18 protein-coding genes are annotated in these 19,154 nt (G+C 39.2%); 17 read left to right on the top strand and 1 reads right to left on the bottom strand.

The window, feature by feature from the left end:
- The first annotated feature begins 146 nt into the window (after positions 1 to 146).
- The gene (locus tag B9Y69_RS11360; RefSeq protein ID WP_085473093.1) at positions 147 to 1,142 is read left to right on the top strand and encodes a LacI family DNA-binding transcriptional regulator; all 996 of its coding nucleotides are present in this window, start codon (positions 147 to 149) and stop codon (positions 1,140 to 1,142) included.
- A gap of 16 nt (positions 1,143 to 1,158) precedes the next feature.
- On the opposite strand, the gene B9Y69_RS11355 is transcribed toward B9Y69_RS11360, so the two are convergent.
- The gene (locus B9Y69_RS11355; protein ID WP_085473092.1) at positions 1,159 to 1,656 is read right to left on the bottom strand and encodes a methionine-R-sulfoxide reductase; all 498 of its coding nucleotides are present in this window, start codon (positions 1,654 to 1,656) and stop codon (positions 1,159 to 1,161) included.
- A gap of 375 nt (positions 1,657 to 2,031) precedes the next feature.
- On the opposite strand from B9Y69_RS11355, the gene B9Y69_RS11350 reads away from it, so the two are divergent.
- The 16 genes from B9Y69_RS11350 (at position 2,032) to B9Y69_RS11275 (ending at position 19,137) form a co-directional block, all read left to right on the top strand.
- Positions 2,032 to 3,315, top strand: a complete 1,284-nt coding sequence (locus tag B9Y69_RS11350; protein ID WP_085473091.1) for a c-type cytochrome — start codon at positions 2,032 to 2,034, stop codon at positions 3,313 to 3,315.
- A gap of 38 nt (positions 3,316 to 3,353) precedes the next feature.
- Entirely contained in the window at positions 3,354 to 6,365 is a 3,012-nt protein-coding gene (locus B9Y69_RS11345; protein WP_085473090.1) for a TAT-variant-translocated molybdopterin oxidoreductase, read from the top strand.
- A gap of 28 nt (positions 6,366 to 6,393) precedes the next feature.
- Positions 6,394 to 7,875, top strand: a complete 1,482-nt coding sequence (nrfD, locus tag B9Y69_RS11340; RefSeq protein ID WP_085473089.1) for an NrfD/PsrC family molybdoenzyme membrane anchor subunit — start codon at positions 6,394 to 6,396, stop codon at positions 7,873 to 7,875.
- Between the two features lie 5 nt (positions 7,876 to 7,880).
- On the top strand, positions 7,881 to 8,417 hold the full coding sequence (locus tag B9Y69_RS11335) for a DUF3341 domain-containing protein (protein WP_085473088.1): 537 nt from the start codon (positions 7,881 to 7,883) through the stop codon (positions 8,415 to 8,417).
- Positions 8,389 to 9,039 carry a c-type cytochrome gene (locus tag B9Y69_RS11330; RefSeq protein WP_085473087.1) on the top strand — a complete coding sequence of 217 codons (651 nt, stop codon included), beginning with the start codon at positions 8,389 to 8,391 and terminating at the stop codon, positions 9,037 to 9,039. The genes B9Y69_RS11335 and B9Y69_RS11330 overlap by 29 nt, the downstream gene beginning before the upstream one ends.
- A gap of 19 nt (positions 9,040 to 9,058) precedes the next feature.
- Positions 9,059 to 10,294 (top strand): quinol:cytochrome C oxidoreductase, encoded by a 1,236-nt coding sequence (locus B9Y69_RS11325; RefSeq protein ID WP_085473086.1) that lies wholly within the window; start codon positions 9,059 to 9,061, stop codon positions 10,292 to 10,294.
- Positions 10,295 to 10,336: 42 nt separating this feature from the next.
- Positions 10,337 to 11,656 carry a cytochrome c oxidase subunit II gene (locus B9Y69_RS11320; RefSeq protein WP_234991211.1) on the top strand — a complete coding sequence of 440 codons (1,320 nt, stop codon included), beginning with the start codon at positions 10,337 to 10,339 and terminating at the stop codon, positions 11,654 to 11,656.
- Positions 11,657 to 11,683: 27 nt separating this feature from the next.
- Entirely contained in the window at positions 11,684 to 13,558 is a 1,875-nt protein-coding gene (locus B9Y69_RS11315) for a cytochrome c oxidase subunit I (protein WP_200811795.1), read from the top strand.
- A gap of 45 nt (positions 13,559 to 13,603) precedes the next feature.
- On the top strand, positions 13,604 to 14,647 hold the full coding sequence (locus B9Y69_RS11310; RefSeq protein ID WP_085473084.1) for a COX15/CtaA family protein: 1,044 nt from the start codon (positions 13,604 to 13,606) through the stop codon (positions 14,645 to 14,647).
- Between the two features lie 71 nt (positions 14,648 to 14,718).
- Complete coding sequence (gene cyoE / locus B9Y69_RS11305; protein WP_085473083.1) at positions 14,719 to 15,624, top strand: heme o synthase; 906 nt, start codon at positions 14,719 to 14,721, stop codon at positions 15,622 to 15,624.
- A 3-nt stretch (positions 15,625 to 15,627) separates the two neighbouring features.
- Positions 15,628 to 16,212 (top strand): cytochrome c oxidase subunit 3, encoded by a 585-nt coding sequence (locus tag B9Y69_RS11300; protein ID WP_085473082.1) that lies wholly within the window; start codon positions 15,628 to 15,630, stop codon positions 16,210 to 16,212.
- Positions 16,213 to 16,221: 9 nt separating this feature from the next.
- Positions 16,222 to 16,959, top strand: a complete 738-nt coding sequence (locus tag B9Y69_RS11295) for a cytochrome c oxidase subunit 3 (RefSeq protein WP_085473081.1) — start codon at positions 16,222 to 16,224, stop codon at positions 16,957 to 16,959.
- Between the two features lie 40 nt (positions 16,960 to 16,999).
- Positions 17,000 to 17,380 (top strand): cytochrome C oxidase subunit IV family protein, encoded by a 381-nt coding sequence (locus B9Y69_RS11290; protein WP_085473080.1) that lies wholly within the window; start codon positions 17,000 to 17,002, stop codon positions 17,378 to 17,380.
- A 23-nt stretch (positions 17,381 to 17,403) separates the two neighbouring features.
- A complete protein-coding gene (locus B9Y69_RS11285) occupies positions 17,404 to 18,123 on the top strand; it encodes a hypothetical protein (protein ID WP_085473079.1) in 720 nt (239 codons plus the stop codon).
- Position 18,124: 1 nt separating this feature from the next.
- Entirely contained in the window at positions 18,125 to 18,667 is a 543-nt protein-coding gene (locus tag B9Y69_RS11280) for a DUF420 domain-containing protein (protein ID WP_085473078.1), read from the top strand.
- Between the two features lie 11 nt (positions 18,668 to 18,678).
- Positions 18,679 to 19,137, top strand: a complete 459-nt coding sequence (locus B9Y69_RS11275; RefSeq protein WP_085473077.1) for an ABC transporter ATPase — start codon at positions 18,679 to 18,681, stop codon at positions 19,135 to 19,137.
- Positions 19,138 to 19,154 lie beyond the last annotated feature (17 nt).

Raw genomic sequence — 19,154 nt, 5'->3', positions numbered from 1 at the left:
ATGTTTATTGTTTCGGTGTAATAATACGAAAAAAATGTTTTTGTTCTTATAAAACCTTTTAGCAGAATTATTTTTAGCATATTAGTTCGCTTTTGCTAAAATTTTTTAGTAGTTTAGTCAGACTGAATCTATCCAAGTAAAATTGTATGAAGAAAAGAGTGTTGATTAGTGATATCGCTAAGGCTTTAGGTATTTCCGTAACTACCGTTTCGTTTATTTTAAATGATAAAGCTAAGGAGAAGCGTATTAGTGATGCTTTGACGAAGCGTGTTTTGGAATATGTGGAGAAAGTAGGGTATAAGCCCAACCAACTTGCAAAGAGTCTGCGTACAGGACAGACCAAGATCTTAGGTCTTTTAGTAGAAGATATTGCCAATCCCTTTTTCTCTAATGTAGCGAAGTATATTGAACGTCAAGCTTACAGTGCCGGTTATCATATTATTTACTGTAGTATGAATAACGACGAGAACAAAGCGAAAGAACTGATTCAGCTTTTTATGGATCGTCAAGTTGATGGTTTTATTATTACGCCTTCGGAAGGTTTGGAAGAAACGATTTCCAATATCAAGCAAAATAATATTCCCGTAGTATTGTTTGACCGTTTTATCCCAACGGTTGATACGAGCTATGTGGTGTCGGATAATAAAAAAGGTGCATATGAAGCTACACGACACTTATTGGAACAAGCTAATAAACGGATCGGATTGATATCACTTTATTCGAATCAGACACAGATGCGTGATCGCTTGGATGGTTACATGCAAGCGATGGATGAGTTTCAAACACCGTCTTTCATCAAAAAGCTACAAATGGAAACAGATGATGAAGAGTCAAAAGCGCAAATTGTCGAATTTGTACAATCCAATAATCTTGACGCGGTGCTATTTGCTACCAATTACTTGGCTATTGCAGGTTTAAAGGCTTTAAAAGGAGAAAACGTTGCTTTGCCTAAAATGGTAGCTTTTGATGAACATACCTTATTTAAATTGCACGATCCATCAATCAGTGTAGTCTCCCAAGATATAGAGCATTTGACATTAGAGTTGATTCAAACTTTAATTGCCGAAATTGAAGGCAAATTAAAAGAAACGCGAAAAATTGTTATTCCGTGTAAACTCATTGTTCGGGAGTCGTCCATCTAACTGATGAACGCACTTTTTATAATTTAGCACTTGTGTCCGCGGGTACAAACTTCATCGAGATGGAGTTTACGCAATGGCGTGTGTTTTTGTCGGTGAAACGTTCCCCCTCAAATACATGTCCTAAGTGTGCGCCACATTTTGCGCATAAGATTTCTACACGACGACCATCGGCATCTGTAACTCGTTTTACAGCGCCTTTAATTTCATCATCAAAACTAGGCCAGCCACAGTGTGATTCGAATTTATCCTTAGAGTTGTAGAGCGGTGCGTCGCATCGCTTACAAACATAGGTGCCCTCCGATTTATTATTCAATAATGCGCCTGTAAACGCTCTTTCTGTTCCTTTATGTAAAATTACATATTCCTCCTCTGGAGTCAGGTCATTGTATTTTGTGCTATCGCTCATCTGTAGGTGCTTATCATGTGTATGTTGAACGAGAGCAGACCGGGCTGGTTGCCGACAGGAGCTACAGCCCCAAAGTAAAAGCAATATGACGAAAAAGCTCCCTTTCATAAATACGAAGATACGATTCTGTGGGTAAGAATTTGTTAGTCAAAAGTCAACATTTTAATTTGTGGGCAAGGAGCAAGCCTCGTGTGTTTTACCGTCAAACCATAGGACGTAAATTTTTTTCAAAAACAATAAGATTACCTTCGTTTTGATGTTTTGATGGAATTCGTTGTTTATGCAATATGGTTGATCAGGGCCATTTATTACAAAACTTTGACAACTATTTAGAATCGTTTTAAATTGATATTTTGCGTCATTAAATTGTCAGTGATTGCTTAAATAGTTATACTTTTGTGCATTGTTTGGAGGGATTAGACCCTCTCTGCGATACATTTTAAAAGTTATTACATCATAAATAAATAGTATAAAGTGCTAAATATGAGAAATATCTCATCCGTTTTGGGAAGACTTGCAAAGACAATATCAGTTGGGTTGATGTTGTTATTTGCCGTTACAATGTCGCATGCGCAGGATGTCAAAGAAGGACAGGCGCTTTTTAAGTCCAAGTGTACAAGTTGTCACAGTGTGACTAAGAAGATGGTTGGACCAGCTTTGGCAGGTATGGCAGAGCGACATTCAGAGGAGTGGTTAGTGAAATGGATCCACAACTCGCAAGCGTTAATTGCTTCTGGTGATCCAGCAGCAAAAGCGATTTTCGAAGAGTACAATAAATCAGTAATGACATCCTTTACTGATTTGTCTGACGATCAAATCAAAAACATTATTGCTTACGTAAAAGACGAAGAAGCTAAAGCTGCTGCTGGTCCTGCTGAAGGAACTGCTGCTGACGGTGGTGCTGCTAAATCTGACGATGCGAATTTGTTGATGATCGTTGGTTTACTTGCAATCGTTGTTTTAGCGGTCGTAGTAATTGTGGTGTTGAACCGCGTTATTCGCACGTTGGAGAAAGTTATTGCAAACAATCAGGCCGCAATCGAGGCTGCACAAGCTAGAAATGAGCAGTACAAAGAAAGTGGTAAAGCGAAATTTGCTAAGGCTTTCTTGAAAAACAAAAAGCTTGTTGGTTTTGCTGTGTTAATGTTGGTTGCACTCTTAGGTGTTGCTGGATGGAATACGATGTGGAATGTAGGTGTTCATACAGGATATAAACCTGTTCAGCCTATTAAGTTCTCGCACCAGATTCACGCCGGTGTAAATCAAATTGAATGTCAGTACTGTCACGGTGGTGCGTTTAAATCGAAAAATGCTTCGATTCCTTCGGCTAACGTATGTATGAACTGTCACAACACGATTACGGGTTCAGATCATTACGACGGTGAGCTTTCTCCGGAAATTGCAAAGATCTACAAAGCATTGGATTATAATCCAGATACACGTACATACGGTAACAATCCTAGACCTATTCAATGGGTTCGGATTCACAACTTGCCAGACTTTGCTTACTTCAATCACTCGCAACACGTTGTTGTAGCTGGTGTGGAGTGTCAAACATGTCACGGACCAATTGAAACAATGGAAGAGGTTTATCAATACTCGCCATTAACAATGAAATGGTGTGTTGATTGTCACCGTGAGACCGCTGTTAATTCAGATAATGCTTACTACGATCAACTGATTGAAGCACACGAGAAATTGAAGAAAGGTGAGAAGATGACTGCAGCCATGATCGGTGGTCTGGAGTGTGGTAAGTGTCACTATTAATAATTAATTTGGAATACGCAATCTTATATACAGCTTAAATGGATAGCAATAAAAAATATTGGAAAGGTTTGGAAGAATTGCAACAAACACCTGCTTTCGTTGAAAGTAGTAAGGGTGAGTTTGCCGAATCTATTCCTGTAGAAGATGTATTAAATGAAGCCGGCTTGAGTACGAAGACACCTCGTCGTGACTTCTTGAAAGCTTTAGGTTTCGGTTTAGGAGCTGTTACGTTGGCAGCGTGTAATCGTACACCTGTTCATAAAGCAGTACCTTATATAATTAAACCAGAAGAAGTAACTCCTGGAATCCCGAATTATTATGCTTCGTCATTCAATGGACAAAGTGTATTAGTTCGTACACGTGAGGGACGCCCTATTTCATTGGCGGCTAACCCGAACTCTATAGGTTTAAATCAAGGTACAGATTCAACAACGGCAGCTTCGGTATTGGACTTGTACGACATGTCCAAGCTTCAGAACCCACAAGTAGGTGGTAAAGATGTTGAATGGTCGAAATTAGACAGTACAGTTATCGCTGCTTTAGATAAAGCAGCTGCAGCTGGAAAACAAATTGCTGTTGTAGCAAGTACGGTGAATAGCCCTTCTATGCTAGCGGCAATTGTGAAATTTACGACGAAATACCCTACTGCATCTTTAGTGCAGGTAGATGCCGTATCATACAGCGGTATTATTGAAGCAAACAAAGCAAGCTTCGGTAAAGCTGTCGTGCCATCTTACCACTTTAAAAATGCAAATGTTGTTGTTTCTGTTGCAGCCGATTTCTTAGGATCTTGGTTAGAAGGAGAGGAGCATACACAAGACTATATCAAAAACCGTGACTACAAATCGTTGAAAAACGGTCAGATGTCACGTCACATTCAGTTTGAATCAGGTCTAAGCATGACAGGTTCAAATGCGGATGTACGTATTGCCATCAAACCATCAGAAGAAGGTGCTGTTTTAATTTCCTTGTATAACGCTATTACAGGACAATCATTAGCAGGTGGAGTAAGCAATAAAAAAGCACAAACAGCAATTGCTTTAGCATCCAAAGAATTGGTGAATGCTAAAGGAAATGCCGTTGTTGTGGCAGGTTCTAACGATGTGAATGTACAATTGTTAGCCAATGCAATCAACACTGCTTTAGGTGCATACGGAGCTATTATCGATTTAGATAATTTCGCGAAGAAATACCAAGGTTCTGATGCTGCTTTCCAGCAGTTCTTAGCGAATGCAACTGCTGGTCAAGTAGGTGTAGCTTTGTTCTTAAACAGTAACCCTGTATACGATTACTTTAAACCAGCTGATGTTAAATCGGCACTTTCTAAAGTTGAGTTTACACTTTCATTCTCGGATCGTGCGGACGAGACAGCTTCTGAATTAAAAGCTATTGCTCCTACATGTACGTTCTTAGAAGCGTGGGGTGATGCTTCGGCAAAAGAGGGTTACTATACCATCGTTCAACCAACAATCAACCCGGTATTCAATACACGCCAAGCAGAGCAAAGTTTCTTGGTGTGGGCTGGAGATAACACAAACATCTACGATTTTGTTAAACAGAATTGGGAAGCTAATATCTTAGCGGGAACAGGTAAGTCTTGGAAAGAATTATTGCAAACAGGTTTTGTTTACAAAGGTTCGGAGACAGGATCATCCTATACAGCTAATGTAGATGTAAATGCTGTTGCGGCAGCAATTGCTTCGGCAGCCAAAGCTGTTGCAGGTGAGGTTGAATTGAAGTTATACGAATCTACAGTAATGCGTGACGGTCGCTATGCGAACAACGCGTACTTGCAAGAGCTTCCTGATCCAGTTTCAAAAGTAACTTGGGACAACTATGCTGCGATCAACCCTAAATTTGCTGAGCAATTAGGATTAGGTGAAAACAGTACAGTTAAAGTGGAAGCAAATGGTTATGCGGTAGAGTTACCAGTTGTATTGCAACCAGGACAAGCATTAGGCACCGTTTCTATTGCTGTCGGTTATGGTCGTACTAAAGTTGGTAAAGCAGGTAATGATGTAGGTAAGAATGCATTCCCTTTCGCTCGCTTAGCAAATGGAACGGTTCAGTTTGAAGCGAAAGCCACTGTTACAAAAGCTTCTGCTACATATGAATTAGCACAGACACAAACACACCATACTATTGAAGGTCGTAACATTATCCGTGAGACGACATTCGCTAAATATTTAAAAGATCCTAACTCGGAATCTGGTCGTTTCTCTGATACACATAAGACGTATGACTTATGGAATAAATTTGAGTCGCCGGGTCACAAATGGGTTATGGCAATCGATTTGAATGCTTGTACGGGTTGTGGTTCTTGTATCGTTGCTTGTAATGTTGAAAACAATATTCCAGTAGTAGGTCGTGATGAGGTTCGTCGTCGTCGTGAGATGCACTGGTTACGTATCGACCGTTACTATACATTAGAAGCTGGCGATGCGAAGCTTACAAAAGAGAAAGAAATTGCTAAAGCAACAGATCTAGATTACGAAAGTGTAACGGTTGTTCACCAACCAATGTTGTGTCAGCACTGTGACCATGCTCCTTGTGAGACGGTATGTCCAGTATTAGCGACGGTACACTCTTCAGAAGGTCTTAACCATATGGCTTACAACCGTTGTTTCGGTACACGTTACTGTGCGAACAACTGTCCATATAAAGTGCGTCGTTTCAACTGGTTTAACTACTGGAATGATTCACGTTTTGACAATTACTTGAACAACGAGTTTACACAATTAGTATTGAACCCTGATGTTACAACACGTTCACGTGGGGTAATGGAAAAATGTTCGATGTGTATTCAACGTATTCAAGCGGGTAAACTACACGCGAAGATGGAAAATCGCAAGTTGAAAGACGGCGATGTGAAAATGGCTTGTCAAGAAGCTTGTTCCGCAAATGCAATCATCTTTGGTGATGTGAACGATCCAGAATCAGAAGTTTCAAAAGCACTACGTAACGAGCGTGTTTACTACGTCTTGGAAGAAATTAATGTTCAACCGAACATTGGTTACATGACCAAAGTTAGAAATACTTTTGAAGCGTAATTTTATTCTAATTTGAAATAAAAAAACTATGTCATCGCATAACGAATCAATATTAAGAGAACCTTTAGTAACCGGCAAGAACATCACTTACGCAAAAGTGACTGATGATATCTTGCTTCCGGTTGAAAATAAACCTAACAAGGCCTGGTGGATCGGTTTTACCGTTGCTGTATTAGGCGCTATGTTATGGGTTGTGAGTGTTGGATATACTTTTTGGACAGGTATCGGCGCTTGGGGTCTGAATAAAACTGTAGGCTGGGCTTGGGATATCACCGACTTCGTATGGTGGGTAGGTATCGGTCACGCCGGAACGTTGATTTCAGCCGTATTATTACTTTTCCGCCAAAACTGGCGTAACTCCATCAACCGTTCCGCAGAGGCGATGACGATCTTCGCCGTTATCTGTGCCGCTACGTATGTTGTAGCACACATGGGACGTCCTTGGTTGGCGTATTGGATCTTCCCACTTCCAAACCAATTCGGTTCTTTGTGGGTAAACTTTAACTCTCCACTTGTATGGGATGCGTTTGCGATCTCTACATACTTCACTGTATCATTAGTGTTCTGGTACTGTGGTCTTTTACCAGATATCGCATCTGTACGTGACCGTGCAACTGGTTTGAAACAAAAGGTATACAGCGTTTTATCTTTCGGATGGAACGGTTCGGTTAAAAGCTGGCAGCGTTTTGAGATCGTTTCCTTGATTTTAGCTGGTATCTCTACACCACTTGTACTTTCTGTACACACGATTGTATCCATGGACTTTGCAACTTCTGTAATCCCAGGATGGCATACCACGATCTTCCCGCCATATTTCGTTGCGGGTGCGATCTTCTCTGGTTTTGCGATGGTACAGACCTTACTTTTGATTTTACGTAAAGTAATGAACTTTGAGGACTACATCACAATGTTCCACATTGAGTCGATGAACAAAATCATTATGGTAACAGGATCTATCGTAGGTGTTGCTTACTTAACAGAGCTTTTCATCGCATGGTACTCTGGTTCAGAATACGAAATGTATGCATTCGAAAACCGTATTGCTGGTCCGTATGCTTGGGCTTACTGGGCAATGATGACGTGTAACGTAATTTCACCACAGTTGTTCTGGTTCAAAAAGATCCGTACAAGTATTCCGATTTCTTGGGTATTATCTATCATCGTAAATATCGGTATGTGGTTCGAACGTTTCGTAATTATCGTTACCTCTTTACATAGAGATTACCTTCCATCGTCATGGGCGATGTTCTACCCAACTTGGGTGGACGTAGGTATCTTCATTGGATCTATTGGTTTATTCTTTACGTTGTTCTTATTGTTCTTACGTTTCTTACCAGGTATTGCGATTGCAGAGGTTAAATTATTATTGAAGTCATCTAGTTTACAACATAAAACTAAATTGGCGCAAGAAGGTGCTTTCCCTGCTGAGCAAGTAGAGTTCTTTGCGAACTCGTTGAAGAAGTATGATACGGTATCAGAAGAAGACATTAACGCATTAAAACAAAAATAATAGCAATGAGCAATACAAAATATATATTAGGTAGTTTTGCTGATCCCGATGAAATGATGCATGGGATTGATAAATTGCAAGCAAACAATATCAGCATATATGATTGTTTTACACCAATGCCTATCCACGGTATCGAGGCGAAGCTAGGTGTTAAACCATCTCGTTTACCTATTGCAGCATTTGTTTTTGGTGCATTAGGAACATGTTTAGGGTTTAGCTTGTTGTATTTCACAATGGCACACGATTGGCCGATGAATATTGGTGGTAAACCATCATTGCCGTTGCCAAACTTTGTTCCGGTTACATTTGAGGTTACGATCTTGTTGTGTGCCTTAGGTATGGTTGCGACATTCTTTTACCGTAACCATTTGTTCCCAGGACGTGCACCACGTGTAATGGATCTACGTGCTTCTGACGATCGTTTTATTATCGCAATTGATGCGAAAGAAAATGCAGATCACGCCTTGGTGGAATCGTTGTTGAAAGAAGCAGGAGCTGTTGAAGTTAAATACAATGAAAGAAAATATGTTAGCTATGAATAAGAAGAATTTTCTTGGATCTGTATGTGCTGCTTTCGCATTAGCGGCAGTAGTTTCTAGCTGTGGAGATGGAACAAAGCGTAGTACAGGATGGGAATTCTCCAGAAATATGTATGATCCGATCGCTTATAACCCGGATCAGCCAAACAATAATTTTAAAAATAATATCACTGCGCAATTGCCGCCATCAGGTACGACACCAATCGGTTTTGAGCGTTTTGAGTTCGCTAATTCTTTAGAAGAGTATGAGCGTGCGGGTAGAGAGCTTACAAGCCCACTAGCTGTAACCAAAGAAAACTTAGCTAAAGGCGATGCATTATTCCATACTTACTGTGCGGTTTGTCATGGTAAAGATGGTAAAGGTGATGGTCCATTGACAAAAGATAGAAGCGTAGAGGATTCACGTGGAAAACGTCAGTTGGAGAATTTCCCGCCGCCACCATCGTATGCGAAATCCGATGCAGCTAACTCTTCACGTGGAGGTTTGATGAGCGACTTGACAGATGGTAAAATTTATCATACTATTTACTATGGACATAACACCATGGGCTCACACGCTTCTCAATTGTCACCTGAAGAACGTTGGCAAGTGGTTATGTATGTTCATGAATTACAAAAAAAATAATCTAACATCAATATAATAAATGGGAACTCACAATCATCATCACGATTATAATTTCAGCGAGAGATTTCAATTTGCTGGTATCGGAAAGATACTAAGTCTTGTTGGAATTGCCGTAGGCGTTATAGCAATTGTTATAGGCCTCATGTCAAGTGACCATATTATGGTTGAACGTACATACGCTAACCTATTATTGATGGGTTATTATTTTACTTGTGTATGTGCAGCTGGAGCTTTCTTCGTAGCGCTTCAGATGGTTACACAATCAGGCTGGTCTGCTGGTTTGATTCGTATTCCGCAAGCTATGGCAAGTATATTGCCGATTGCGGCTTTAATTCTACTTTTAATCGTAGGATTAGGATTAACTACACACAACTTATATCACCATTGGCATGCTGACGGACTTACAGATCCGAACAGCCCTAATTTTGATAAATTAGTAGCAGGAAAATCTACGTTCTTGAATGTACCAGGTTTCTTGATCCGTCAAGTGATCTTTATGGGAACGTATAGCATCTTCGCAGTAATTTTAGCGAAGTTGTCATACAAAGAAGATTTAGAAGGTGGTTTGAACTCGTACAAACAGAGCTTTAAGTTATCTGCGATTTTCTTAGTTATCTTTGGTTTTACAACACCTATTTGGTCGTTTGATACTATTATGTCGCTAGAGGCACACTGGTTCTCGACTATGTTCGGATGGTACAACTTCGCCGCTATGTGGGTGAGTGGTATCGCTACGATCGTTGTAATTACTATTTTAGTGAAAAAAGCAGGTTACCTATCATGGGTTAATGAAAACCACTTACACGATTTAGGTAAGCTTATGTTTGGTTTCTCTATTTTCTGGACGTATGTTTGGTTTGCACAATTCATGTTGATTTGGTATTCTAACATTCCAGAGGAAACAGTTTATTTTTACAAAAGATGGGAGCCTGAATACAAACCTTGGTTCTGGTTAAGTATTATCATCAACTTCTTAGCACCATTGTTGTTGTTAGTTGATCGTGATGCAAAGCGTAAACAAGGAATGATGTTGTTCGTGGCAATTTTGTTACTTTGCGGTCACTGGTTAGATTATTATATCATGATTATGCCAGGAACAGTTGAAGCACACCGTGGTTTTGGTTTTGTGGAAATTGGTACAGCTATTGGTTTTGTTGGTTTGTTTACTTTCTTGGTCATGACGAAACTTAGCAAGCATCCATTAGCACCTAAGAATCATCCATTCTTAGATGAAAGTTTACATCATCAACTATAATTTCTAATCGTTGTAAAATACGTTTAAACGTCATAATAAGAAATGAAATTTAACATAAATAACAGATTTAAAGCCGTTTTGGGATGCTTACTAGCCGTAGGATTATTTTTCGCTACGCCTAGCTTTGCAACGCAACAAGATTCAGTAGCTAAAGATACTACTGTAGTCGCTGTGACTGAAGCAGCGGCGGCAACCGATACTGCTGCGGCTACCACAGCTGCCGCTACTGATACAACGGTTGCTGCGGCAGCAGGTGCTACGGTAGCAGCGACAACTGCGGCACCAGAAGAAGTAAAACAGATTGATCCACAAGCGTACAAAAACTTAACCTACTACATTTTATTGTTTTTGGTAGTTTGTACGATTGTAGCTGTCGTTTTAAAAGTCCTTTCTATTTACGATCTAACGCGTAAAATGAATGGTAAGTTCAATCCATTAGCAAATAATACGTTTCAAGCCGTATTGTTGTTCATCTTTTTGATATTGTTCTTAGCTTTCATCTATTACGGGTATGCCGTATGGGGAGCATGGTCATGGAGACCCGCAGTAACGGAACATGGTGCGCGTATTGATACGATGTTTATTATTACTACAATCATTATTACAATTGTATTGGTAATTGTTCACATCTTATTATTGTCGTTTACCTATATCTACAGAATGCGTGCAGATAAGAAGGCTTACTTCTATCCGCACAACGATACAATCGAACGTATCTGGACGATTGTACCTGCTGTTGTTCTTACGGTATTAGTATTGTTCGGTTTCTTCACATGGAGATCTATCACTAACATTCCTGAAGATTTGCAAAAATCTGCGTTACAGGTAGAGGTTTTAGGGGAGCAGTTTCAATGGCAAGTACGTTACCCAGGTGCTGATGGCAAAATTGGTAAACGTAACTACAAATTGACTACACCATTAAACTCTTATGGTATCGATTTTAGTGATAAATCGGCATGGGATGATATTCAGGCATCAGATATTGTTATTCCGGTTAATAAATCTGTGCGTTTCCATATCGTATCTAAAGATATTATTCACTCGTTCTATATTCCTGATTTCCGTGTTCAAATCAATGCGGTACCGGGTATGACTAACTATTTCCAGTTTACACCTACGGTTACAACAGAAGAAATGCGTGAGCGTATGAACGATCCAAAATATGATTACGTGATGTTGTGTGCGAAGATCTGTGGTTCTGGTCACTGGAACATGCAGAAGAAAGTAATCGTTGTTACGGAAGCGGAATACAAAGAGTGGTTAAGCAAACAGAACAAGTATTTTACTGAAGATTTGCAAAAGGAGTATAGCGCTTTAGAATCATCAGAAGCTAAGGAGCTTACTACTGCTTCATTAAATTAATTTGAGATAAGAATTTATTAAACGAATATGTCAAGTACAGTTATATCGCACGGCGCAGCGCATCATGATTCACATGATCACCATCATGAGACATTCTTAACTAAATACATATTTAGTCAAGACCACAAAATGATTGCGAAGCAATTTTTGATCACAGGTATTGTGATGGCAGTCTTCGCTATGGTGCTTTCGATTCTATTCCGTATCCAACTCGCGTGGCCGGATAAAGAATTCCCGATTTTAGAAATATTTTTAGGTAAATGGGCCGAAGGTGGTCGTATTAAACCCGACTTCTTTTTGTCGTTGGTTACTATCCACGGTACCATGATGGTTTTCTTCGTATTAACGGCGGGTTTATCAGGTACATTTAGTAACCTTCTTATTCCTTACCAAATTGGTGCTCGTGATATGGCATCGCCATTGATGAACATGTTATCTTACTGGTTCTTCTTTGTTGCTTGTGTTATCATGGTTGCTTCTTTCTTTGTTGAAAGTGGTCCTGCAGCAGCTGGTTGGACAATCTATCCACCGCTCTCCGCGGTACCGACAGCAATCTCCGGTTCTGGATTGGGGATGACGCTTTGGTTAGTTAGTATGACGTTGTTTATCGCATCTCAGGTATTAGGTGGTGTAAACTATATCAGTACAATTTTGAACATGCGTACTAAAGGTATGGATCTTTGGAGAATGCCATTGACTATTTGGTCTTTCTTCTTAACTGCCATTGTTGGTTTACTTTCATTCCCAGTTCTTGTATCTGCGGTTGTTTTATTGTTCTTTGACCGTTCAGTAGGAACATCATTTTACCTTTCTGATTTAGTAGTTCAAGGACAAATTTTACCAAATGAAGGTGGTTCACCTATCTTGTTCCAACACTTGTTCTGGTTCTTAGGTCACCCAGAGGTATATATCGTAGTAATGCCTGCATTAGGTCTTACATCTGAGGTTATCTCGACTAACTCACGTAAACCAATCTTTGGTTACCATGCGATGGTTTATTCGTTGGTGGGTATTACAGTATTATCTTTTATCGTATGGGGTCACCACATGTTCGTTACGGGTATGAATCCGTTCTTAGGTGGTGTATTTATGATTACAACATTGATTATTGCTGTACCTTCAGCGGTAAAAGCATTTAACTACATTGCGACATTATGGAGAGGTAACATCCGTTTTACTCCAGCAATGATGTTTGCAATCGGTATGGTTTCTTTCTTCGTGTCTGGTGGTTTAACAGGATTGTACTTAGGTAACGCTGCATTAGATATCAACTTGCACGATACTTACTTCGTTGTAGCCCACTTCCACTTAGTAATGGGATCAGCATCTATATTTGGTATGTTATGTGGTGTGTACCACTGGTACCCTAAGATGTTCGGTCGTATGATGGATACTAAATTAGGTTACTTGCACTTCTGGTTAACATTTATTGGTGCATATTTAGTATTCTTCCCAATGCACTTTATGGGTATTGATGGCGTTCCACGTCGTTACTACGCGTTTACCGCATTCCCTTTCATGGAGAAATGGGTATCTGTTAACTTGTTAATTACTTGGGCAGCGATTATTGCAGGTTTAGGTCAAGTGGCTTTCCTTTGGAATTTCTTCGCTTCGATTTGGACTGGTAAGAAAGCGTCACAAAACCCTTGGCAATCAAATACATTAGAGTGGACTACACCAGTAGAGCATATCCATGGTAACTGGCCAGGAGAGATCCCTACAGTATACCGTTGGCCATATGACTACAGTAAGCCTGGGCATGACACAGACTTTATTCCACAAACAACACCATTCTCTGAGACTATGAGCTCAAATCAGGCGCACGACTTCGAAGGTAACGAAGAAGCGGTACGCATTCAGAATGAGTGGAATAAGCAAAATAATAGAGAAGTAGAAGGGTAGGTTTTTACCTACCTCTCTTTATATTTTAGTAGAAAGAGAGGATATATGTATCCGCGTGCAGAAAAAAGATTTGTCTTAACAAATAGAATTACAATTATCGTGCTGTTTCTAGTCATAGCAGCAGGCGGAATTGTAAGAAGCACAGGTTCCGGAATGGGATGCCCGGATTGGCCAAAATGCTTTAATCGCATTATACCGCCGACGGATGTATCTCAACTGCCAGAGGGATACGAACAGCAATATATTGATGGCCGAGCCAAAAAGAATCAACGATTTGCAAAAATTGTAGAGTTTTTTGGTCATCCAGAAATGGCTGATAAGATTAGACACGACCAGTCGATATTGGCGCATGAAGAATTCAACGCGGCTAAGACTTGGACGGAGTATGTTAATCGTTTGGTTGGTGTTGCTGCTGGTTTCTGTCTGCTTTTTTCGGCGATATTCTCTTTTACCTATTTAAAAACAAAACCCTCCATTGTAGTATGGAGCGTTTTAAATGTTTTTGTTGTGGTGCTTCAGGCTTGGTTAGGATCTATCGTGGTATCCACGAATCTGATGCCTTGGATTATCACAGTACATATGTTGTTAGCGCTGTTAATCGTAGCGATCAGTATATATACATTTTATCAAGCAACAACATTAAGAAATAAAACAATTCTCAGTAACCAACATGTTAAAGGAATAAAAGCATTGGCCTTTGTTTCATTAGTTTTAATGGTTGTACAGGTTGTTTTTGGTACAGAAGTTAGAGAAACGATTGACCACTTAAGTAGTCAGCTCATCGCGCGACAAGAATGGGTAGCAAATTTAGGCGATTCATTTTCTGTACATAGAGTATTGGCCTATGTTTCACTGGGATTAACAGTTATTCTTTTCTTCCTTGTTCGAAGTAGGTTTAGTTCATTGACATTGCAAAGCAAATATGCTTGGATAGTTATTGTATTAATTGGTATACAAATGCTTTCTGGTATTGTTTTGGCCCGATTTAATGTTCCTGCTTTCGCGCAAACAACGCACTTGGTAGTGGCGAGTTTGCTATTCGGAGCGCAATATTATTTGATGCTATTAATGACAAAATTACAACGATAATATGCTGTTTGTTGTAGAACTTTGCCGGATTAGTGTAATTGTAGAACATTAAAGAGATTAACGTAGTTTACATGAAGCAGTTTTTGTCTGATTTTAAGAAATTAGTTAAGCTAAGATTAACTTTAACAGTCGTTTTTTCGGCTTCCATAGCTTTTCTGATAGGCGCCAAACAGCAGGGAGATATTATTTGGATCAATTGGCTGATTCTTACCATAGGTGGTTTCTTCATTACTGGTTCGGCAAATGGTTTTAATGAGATCATTGAGCGCGACTTGGATAAATTAATGAAACGTACTGCCGATCGTCCACTTCCTTCTGGTCGTATGACTACAGGACAGGCGTTGGTACTGAGTGTCTTTATGGGGATCTTTGGAACGTTATTGCTGGTGCGATTAAATTTTATCGCCGGGCTTTTATCCGTTTTCTCCATTATCCTGTATGCCTTTATTTATACACCACTTAAGCAAAAATCGCCAATTGCGGTTCTAGTTGGTGCTTTTCCGGGCGCGTTGCCACCATTAATTGGTTATTATGCTGCCTTTAAATCGGCGGGCTTTGGCTTGGAATATGCTGCTGTTAGTGAAGCCGCAATTGTTATCACACCGCTCGTTTTATTTGCAATTCAGTTTGTATGGCAATTTCCGCACTTCTGGGCCATTGCATGGGTGGCAGATGAGGACTATAGAAATGCCGGCTTTCGTTTGTTACCGACCCGCGAAAAAGATCGTGTATCGGCTTGGATGATTGCTATTTCTGCTTTACTTATGATACCGGTTGGCTTCTTGCCCATGTATTATGGTTTTGGCGGATGGGTTTTTACAGCCGTTTCGTTGTTAGGTGGGATAATGTTTGCTTTTTATGGATTTCAACATGCTAAATCCATGACTGATGCATCGGCTAGAAAAGTAATGTTTACATCTTTTTTCTATTTGCCTTTGACACAGTTAGTTTTATTGTTTGATTTTATTCCTTTTTAATAGATGGAAAATACGGAACAGGTAGTTGAGGAAGTTATCCAGTCAAGAAAAGCCAAAAAGTTTAACCTTTGGCTAGGTATGATTGGTATGTTCATGATGTTTGCTGCATTATCCAGCGGATTCATCGTGTATACAGCTAGTGGCGTTGATAAGGGAATCAAAACATTGTTACCCAATGCGTTTATCTATAGTACGATAACGATTTTGCTAAGCAGTGTGACCTTGTATTTGGCGCATAATGCAGCAAAAAAACAAAGACTGGGACAACAAAAGAATTTCTTAATCTTGACGTTGTTACTGGGTTTGGTTTTCTTTGGTTTACAGGTACATTCTTGGACGGTTTTGGCTGGACAAGGTATTTTCTTTGTTAACCCTAATGCTTCGCAATCCTTTATATACATTTTTACAGGATTGCATTTAGCACACATTATTGCGGGTTTGATCGTATTGATTAGATGTTTGATGGGGGCAATGAAGCCTATCCCACATGCCGATAATCTTTTCCGCATGGATTTGGCCAGTATTTTTTGGCATTTTCTCGATCTTTTATGGATTTATATATATGTTTTCTTACTTTTGAATCAATAATAGTAAAAAATGAGTACAACAACTGTATCGCAATTAGATAAGGTAAAAGACGGCCCTTGGAATGGTGGTAAGTCTCCTTGGAACTTAGAGTATGGAAAAATCATGATGTGGTTTTTCTTGGTATCGGATGCATTTACTTTCTCTGCATTCTTGATTTATTACGGTACGCAGAAGTTTGCGCAGCCTACATGGATCGATGCGGATAAAATCTTCCAATCTATTCCAGGAATTGCCGAATCAGGACAACCACTTGTGTTTGTCGGTATTATGACATTTATCCTTATTATGTCTTCTGTAACGATGGTATTGGCCGTGGATGCGGGACATAGAAATAGAAAAGATGAAGTTGTAAAATGGATGTTATGGACCATCTTAGGTGGTTTGATGTTCTTAGGTTGTCAAGCAATTGAGTGGAGCCACTTACATCACCAAGGTTTTTGGTTCGGAAGAAATCCTGCTACAGGTCTAGAAGGTAATGCTATAGTGGATGCGTTAGCACCTTATTTTACGAAAGATATTTCCTATACAGCAGCATTACAGTTCTCTAATTTGTTCTTTACAATTACAGGTTTCCACGGTTTTCACGTATCAATCGGTGTACTTTTAAATATTATTATTTTGAGTATGACGTTGAACAATACGTTCGAGCGTAGAGGTACATACCTTATGGTAGAAAAAGTTGGTTTGTACTGGCACTTTGTGGATTTAGTATGGGTGTTCGTATTTACGTTCTTCTACTTAATCTGATTTCGTTTAACAAAGTTTTTTAATTATTTTAATTGAGATAATGTCACATCATCACGAAAATATTGCAGCACACGACCACCATGATGACCATGCTGGTATGGATAAAAAAGGTATCTGGAGAGTATTCTTTATTTTATTAGCATTAACAGCTTTAGAATTCTTAATCGCTCTTGGATTTGTGCACCATTGGGGAATTTTACAAAAAGGTATGTTAGTCAATATTATCTACATTGTACTTACCCTAGTAAAAGCATTCTATATTGTTGCTTACTTCATGCACTTAAAATTTGAGAAATCAGGATTTATTGTTTGTTGTAGTGTGGTTTTCATATTTATTTTATACTTCATTGTATTAATGCTTATTGAAGGAGACTTCCTTCACGGAGCAATGCAAGCACACCCAATTTTCCCGAATAAGTAATTTTTTAAAATAGGAGATATACGATGAGTAAGCCTACTCAAAGAAGTAGATCCAAAGTAATTATCCTGGCAATGGTTTTACTATTGCCAGGTTTTTTATATATAGCCGTTAACCGGCTCGGTTCAAACGAATATGTTTCTCTTCCTGTGTTTGGAGAGAAAAGGTTAAGTGGTGAAATGAAACGTAATTGGGGCAGAGAATACCCTGATACCATTTTCCACACCTTGTCTAACATCTCCTTCAAAGATGTTAAGGGTAATAATAAGGCTTTTTTTGAAGTGGACACCGTTTTGACGGTAGCACATCTCTTCTACAGTAAAGATCAGTCCTTTTCAAAGCTTATGTTTAATCATGTAAATGCATTATCAGATCGCTTTAAATCCAATCCTATTGTTTCTTTTTACTCTATTTCCGTCGATCCGAAGGAATCTGTATCTACTTTAGGCTCCTTTGTGAAGCCTTATAAGAATGTTGAGCGGGGCAATTGGCAGGTGGTGTTCCAACCCAATGTGGATATTTTCGATTACGCGCAAAAGCAGATGTTGATTGATGCTATGATTGACCCAGCGGACTCTTCAAAATTTCTGATTAGTAATCAATTTGTACTGATCGATTCTAAGCGTAGAATTAGAGGCTTTTATGATATTAGTCAAAAAGGAGAAGTAGAGCGTCTGGAGGATGAAATTAAACTACAGGTGGTGGAAGAAGTAAGAAATAGACCGTTAAAAATTAAGCAGAAATAGTATGGCAATGACTGAAGCTGAAAAGAAATATAAAAAATGGATTGTAACTCTTTCCATTGTAATTCCTGTTGCTGTTGCGGCATTATTTGGTGTAAATCTTCGTAAACTTGGTTATGACGTAGAACCATTATCCTTTTTGCCTCCAATTTATGCAGCCATTAATGGTATTACAGCTATCTTATTGGTTGCCGCCGTTTCTGCTGTAAAGAAAGGTAAAGTAAAGTTACATGAGACCTTGATTAAGCTGTGCATGGCTTGTTCTATTGCGTTTTTAGTCATGTATGTCGCTTATCACATGACCTCAGACTCTACACCTTTTGGTGGAGAAGGTGCGATACGTTATGTATATTACTTTATCCTGATTACGCATATTCTCCTATCTATTATCATTATTCCTTTTGTACTTATTACCTTTGTAAGAGGAATTGCAGGAGCGTATGAGCGGCATAAGAAATTGGCCCGTATTACGTATCCGATGTGGTTGTATGTGGCTGTAACAGGTGTTGTTGTTTATTTAATGATATCACCTTATTACGCGCATTAATTTATTGTGCTATGAAGAGATTATGGATTTATCAGAGTGATCGGTTATTAACTGATTTGGAGTGTGTTCAAGTAAGTGAGATTCTTGGTGATTTCGTAAAACAATGGACTGCACACGGCAACCAATTACTTGGCTCGTTCGAGATACGGTATAATTTGTTTATTTTCTTAATTGTGGATGAAGAACAAGCCATGGTTACTGGATGTTCTGTAGACAAATCAGTTCACCTGCTTAAGAAAATCGAAAATGAACTATCCATTCAACTTTTCGACCGTTTGAAAATAGCCTATAAACATCAGGATGGCAATCTTAGGGTTGTACCTAGTACGGTATTTGAGGAGTTAGTGAAAAGTGGTGCGTTGAATGAGGATACTATAGTATTTAATAATATGCTTACCCATGCGGATGATATAGACCTTAAATGGGAAGTGCCGTTACGAGATAGCTGGCATGCCAAGGTTTATTTGTAGATATAAAAAAAGCAGCT

Origin of the sequence: Sphingobacterium psychroaquaticum (assembly GCF_900177625.1) — a bacterium.
Taxonomy (GTDB): Bacteria; Bacteroidota; Bacteroidia; order Sphingobacteriales; family Sphingobacteriaceae; genus Sphingobacterium; species Sphingobacterium psychroaquaticum.
The sequence above is the reverse complement of the archived record's forward strand: the minus strand, read 5'-3'. Positions and strand labels throughout refer to the sequence as shown.

Bases quoted from the DNA above. Each gene is read 5' to 3' on its own strand.
- B9Y69_RS11290 (WP_085473080.1), top strand. From the start codon at position 17,000: ATGTCACATCATCACGAAAATATTGCAGCACACGACCACCATGATGAC.
- B9Y69_RS11280 (WP_085473078.1), top strand. From the start codon at position 18,125: ATGGCAATGACTGAAGCTGAAAAGAAATATAAAAAATGGATTGTAACT.
- B9Y69_RS11355 (WP_085473092.1), bottom strand. From the start codon at position 1,656: ATGAAAGGGAGCTTTTTCGTCATATTGCTTTTACTTTGGGGCTGTAGC.
- B9Y69_RS11300 (WP_085473082.1), top strand. From the start codon at position 15,628: ATGGAAAATACGGAACAGGTAGTTGAGGAAGTTATCCAGTCAAGAAAA.
- B9Y69_RS11330 (WP_085473087.1), top strand. From the start codon at position 8,389: ATGAAAGAAAATATGTTAGCTATGAATAAGAAGAATTTTCTTGGATCT.
- B9Y69_RS11350 (WP_085473091.1), top strand. From the start codon at position 2,032: ATGAGAAATATCTCATCCGTTTTGGGAAGACTTGCAAAGACAATATCA.
- nrfD (WP_085473089.1), top strand. From the start codon at position 6,394: ATGTCATCGCATAACGAATCAATATTAAGAGAACCTTTAGTAACCGGC.
- B9Y69_RS11320 (WP_234991211.1), top strand. From the start codon at position 10,337: ATGAAATTTAACATAAATAACAGATTTAAAGCCGTTTTGGGATGCTTA.
- B9Y69_RS11360 (WP_085473093.1), top strand. From the start codon at position 147: ATGAAGAAAAGAGTGTTGATTAGTGATATCGCTAAGGCTTTAGGTATT.
- B9Y69_RS11345 (WP_085473090.1), top strand. From the start codon at position 3,354: ATGGATAGCAATAAAAAATATTGGAAAGGTTTGGAAGAATTGCAACAA.
- B9Y69_RS11295 (WP_085473081.1), top strand. From the start codon at position 16,222: ATGAGTACAACAACTGTATCGCAATTAGATAAGGTAAAAGACGGCCCT.
- B9Y69_RS11325 (WP_085473086.1), top strand. From the start codon at position 9,059: ATGGGAACTCACAATCATCATCACGATTATAATTTCAGCGAGAGATTT.
- B9Y69_RS11285 (WP_085473079.1), top strand. From the start codon at position 17,404: ATGAGTAAGCCTACTCAAAGAAGTAGATCCAAAGTAATTATCCTGGCA.
- B9Y69_RS11335 (WP_085473088.1), top strand. From the start codon at position 7,881: ATGAGCAATACAAAATATATATTAGGTAGTTTTGCTGATCCCGATGAA.
- cyoE (WP_085473083.1), top strand. From the start codon at position 14,719: ATGAAGCAGTTTTTGTCTGATTTTAAGAAATTAGTTAAGCTAAGATTA.
- B9Y69_RS11275 (WP_085473077.1), top strand. From the start codon at position 18,679: ATGAAGAGATTATGGATTTATCAGAGTGATCGGTTATTAACTGATTTG.
- B9Y69_RS11315 (WP_200811795.1), top strand. From the start codon at position 11,684: ATGTCAAGTACAGTTATATCGCACGGCGCAGCGCATCATGATTCACAT.
- B9Y69_RS11310 (WP_085473084.1), top strand. From the start codon at position 13,604: ATGTATCCGCGTGCAGAAAAAAGATTTGTCTTAACAAATAGAATTACA.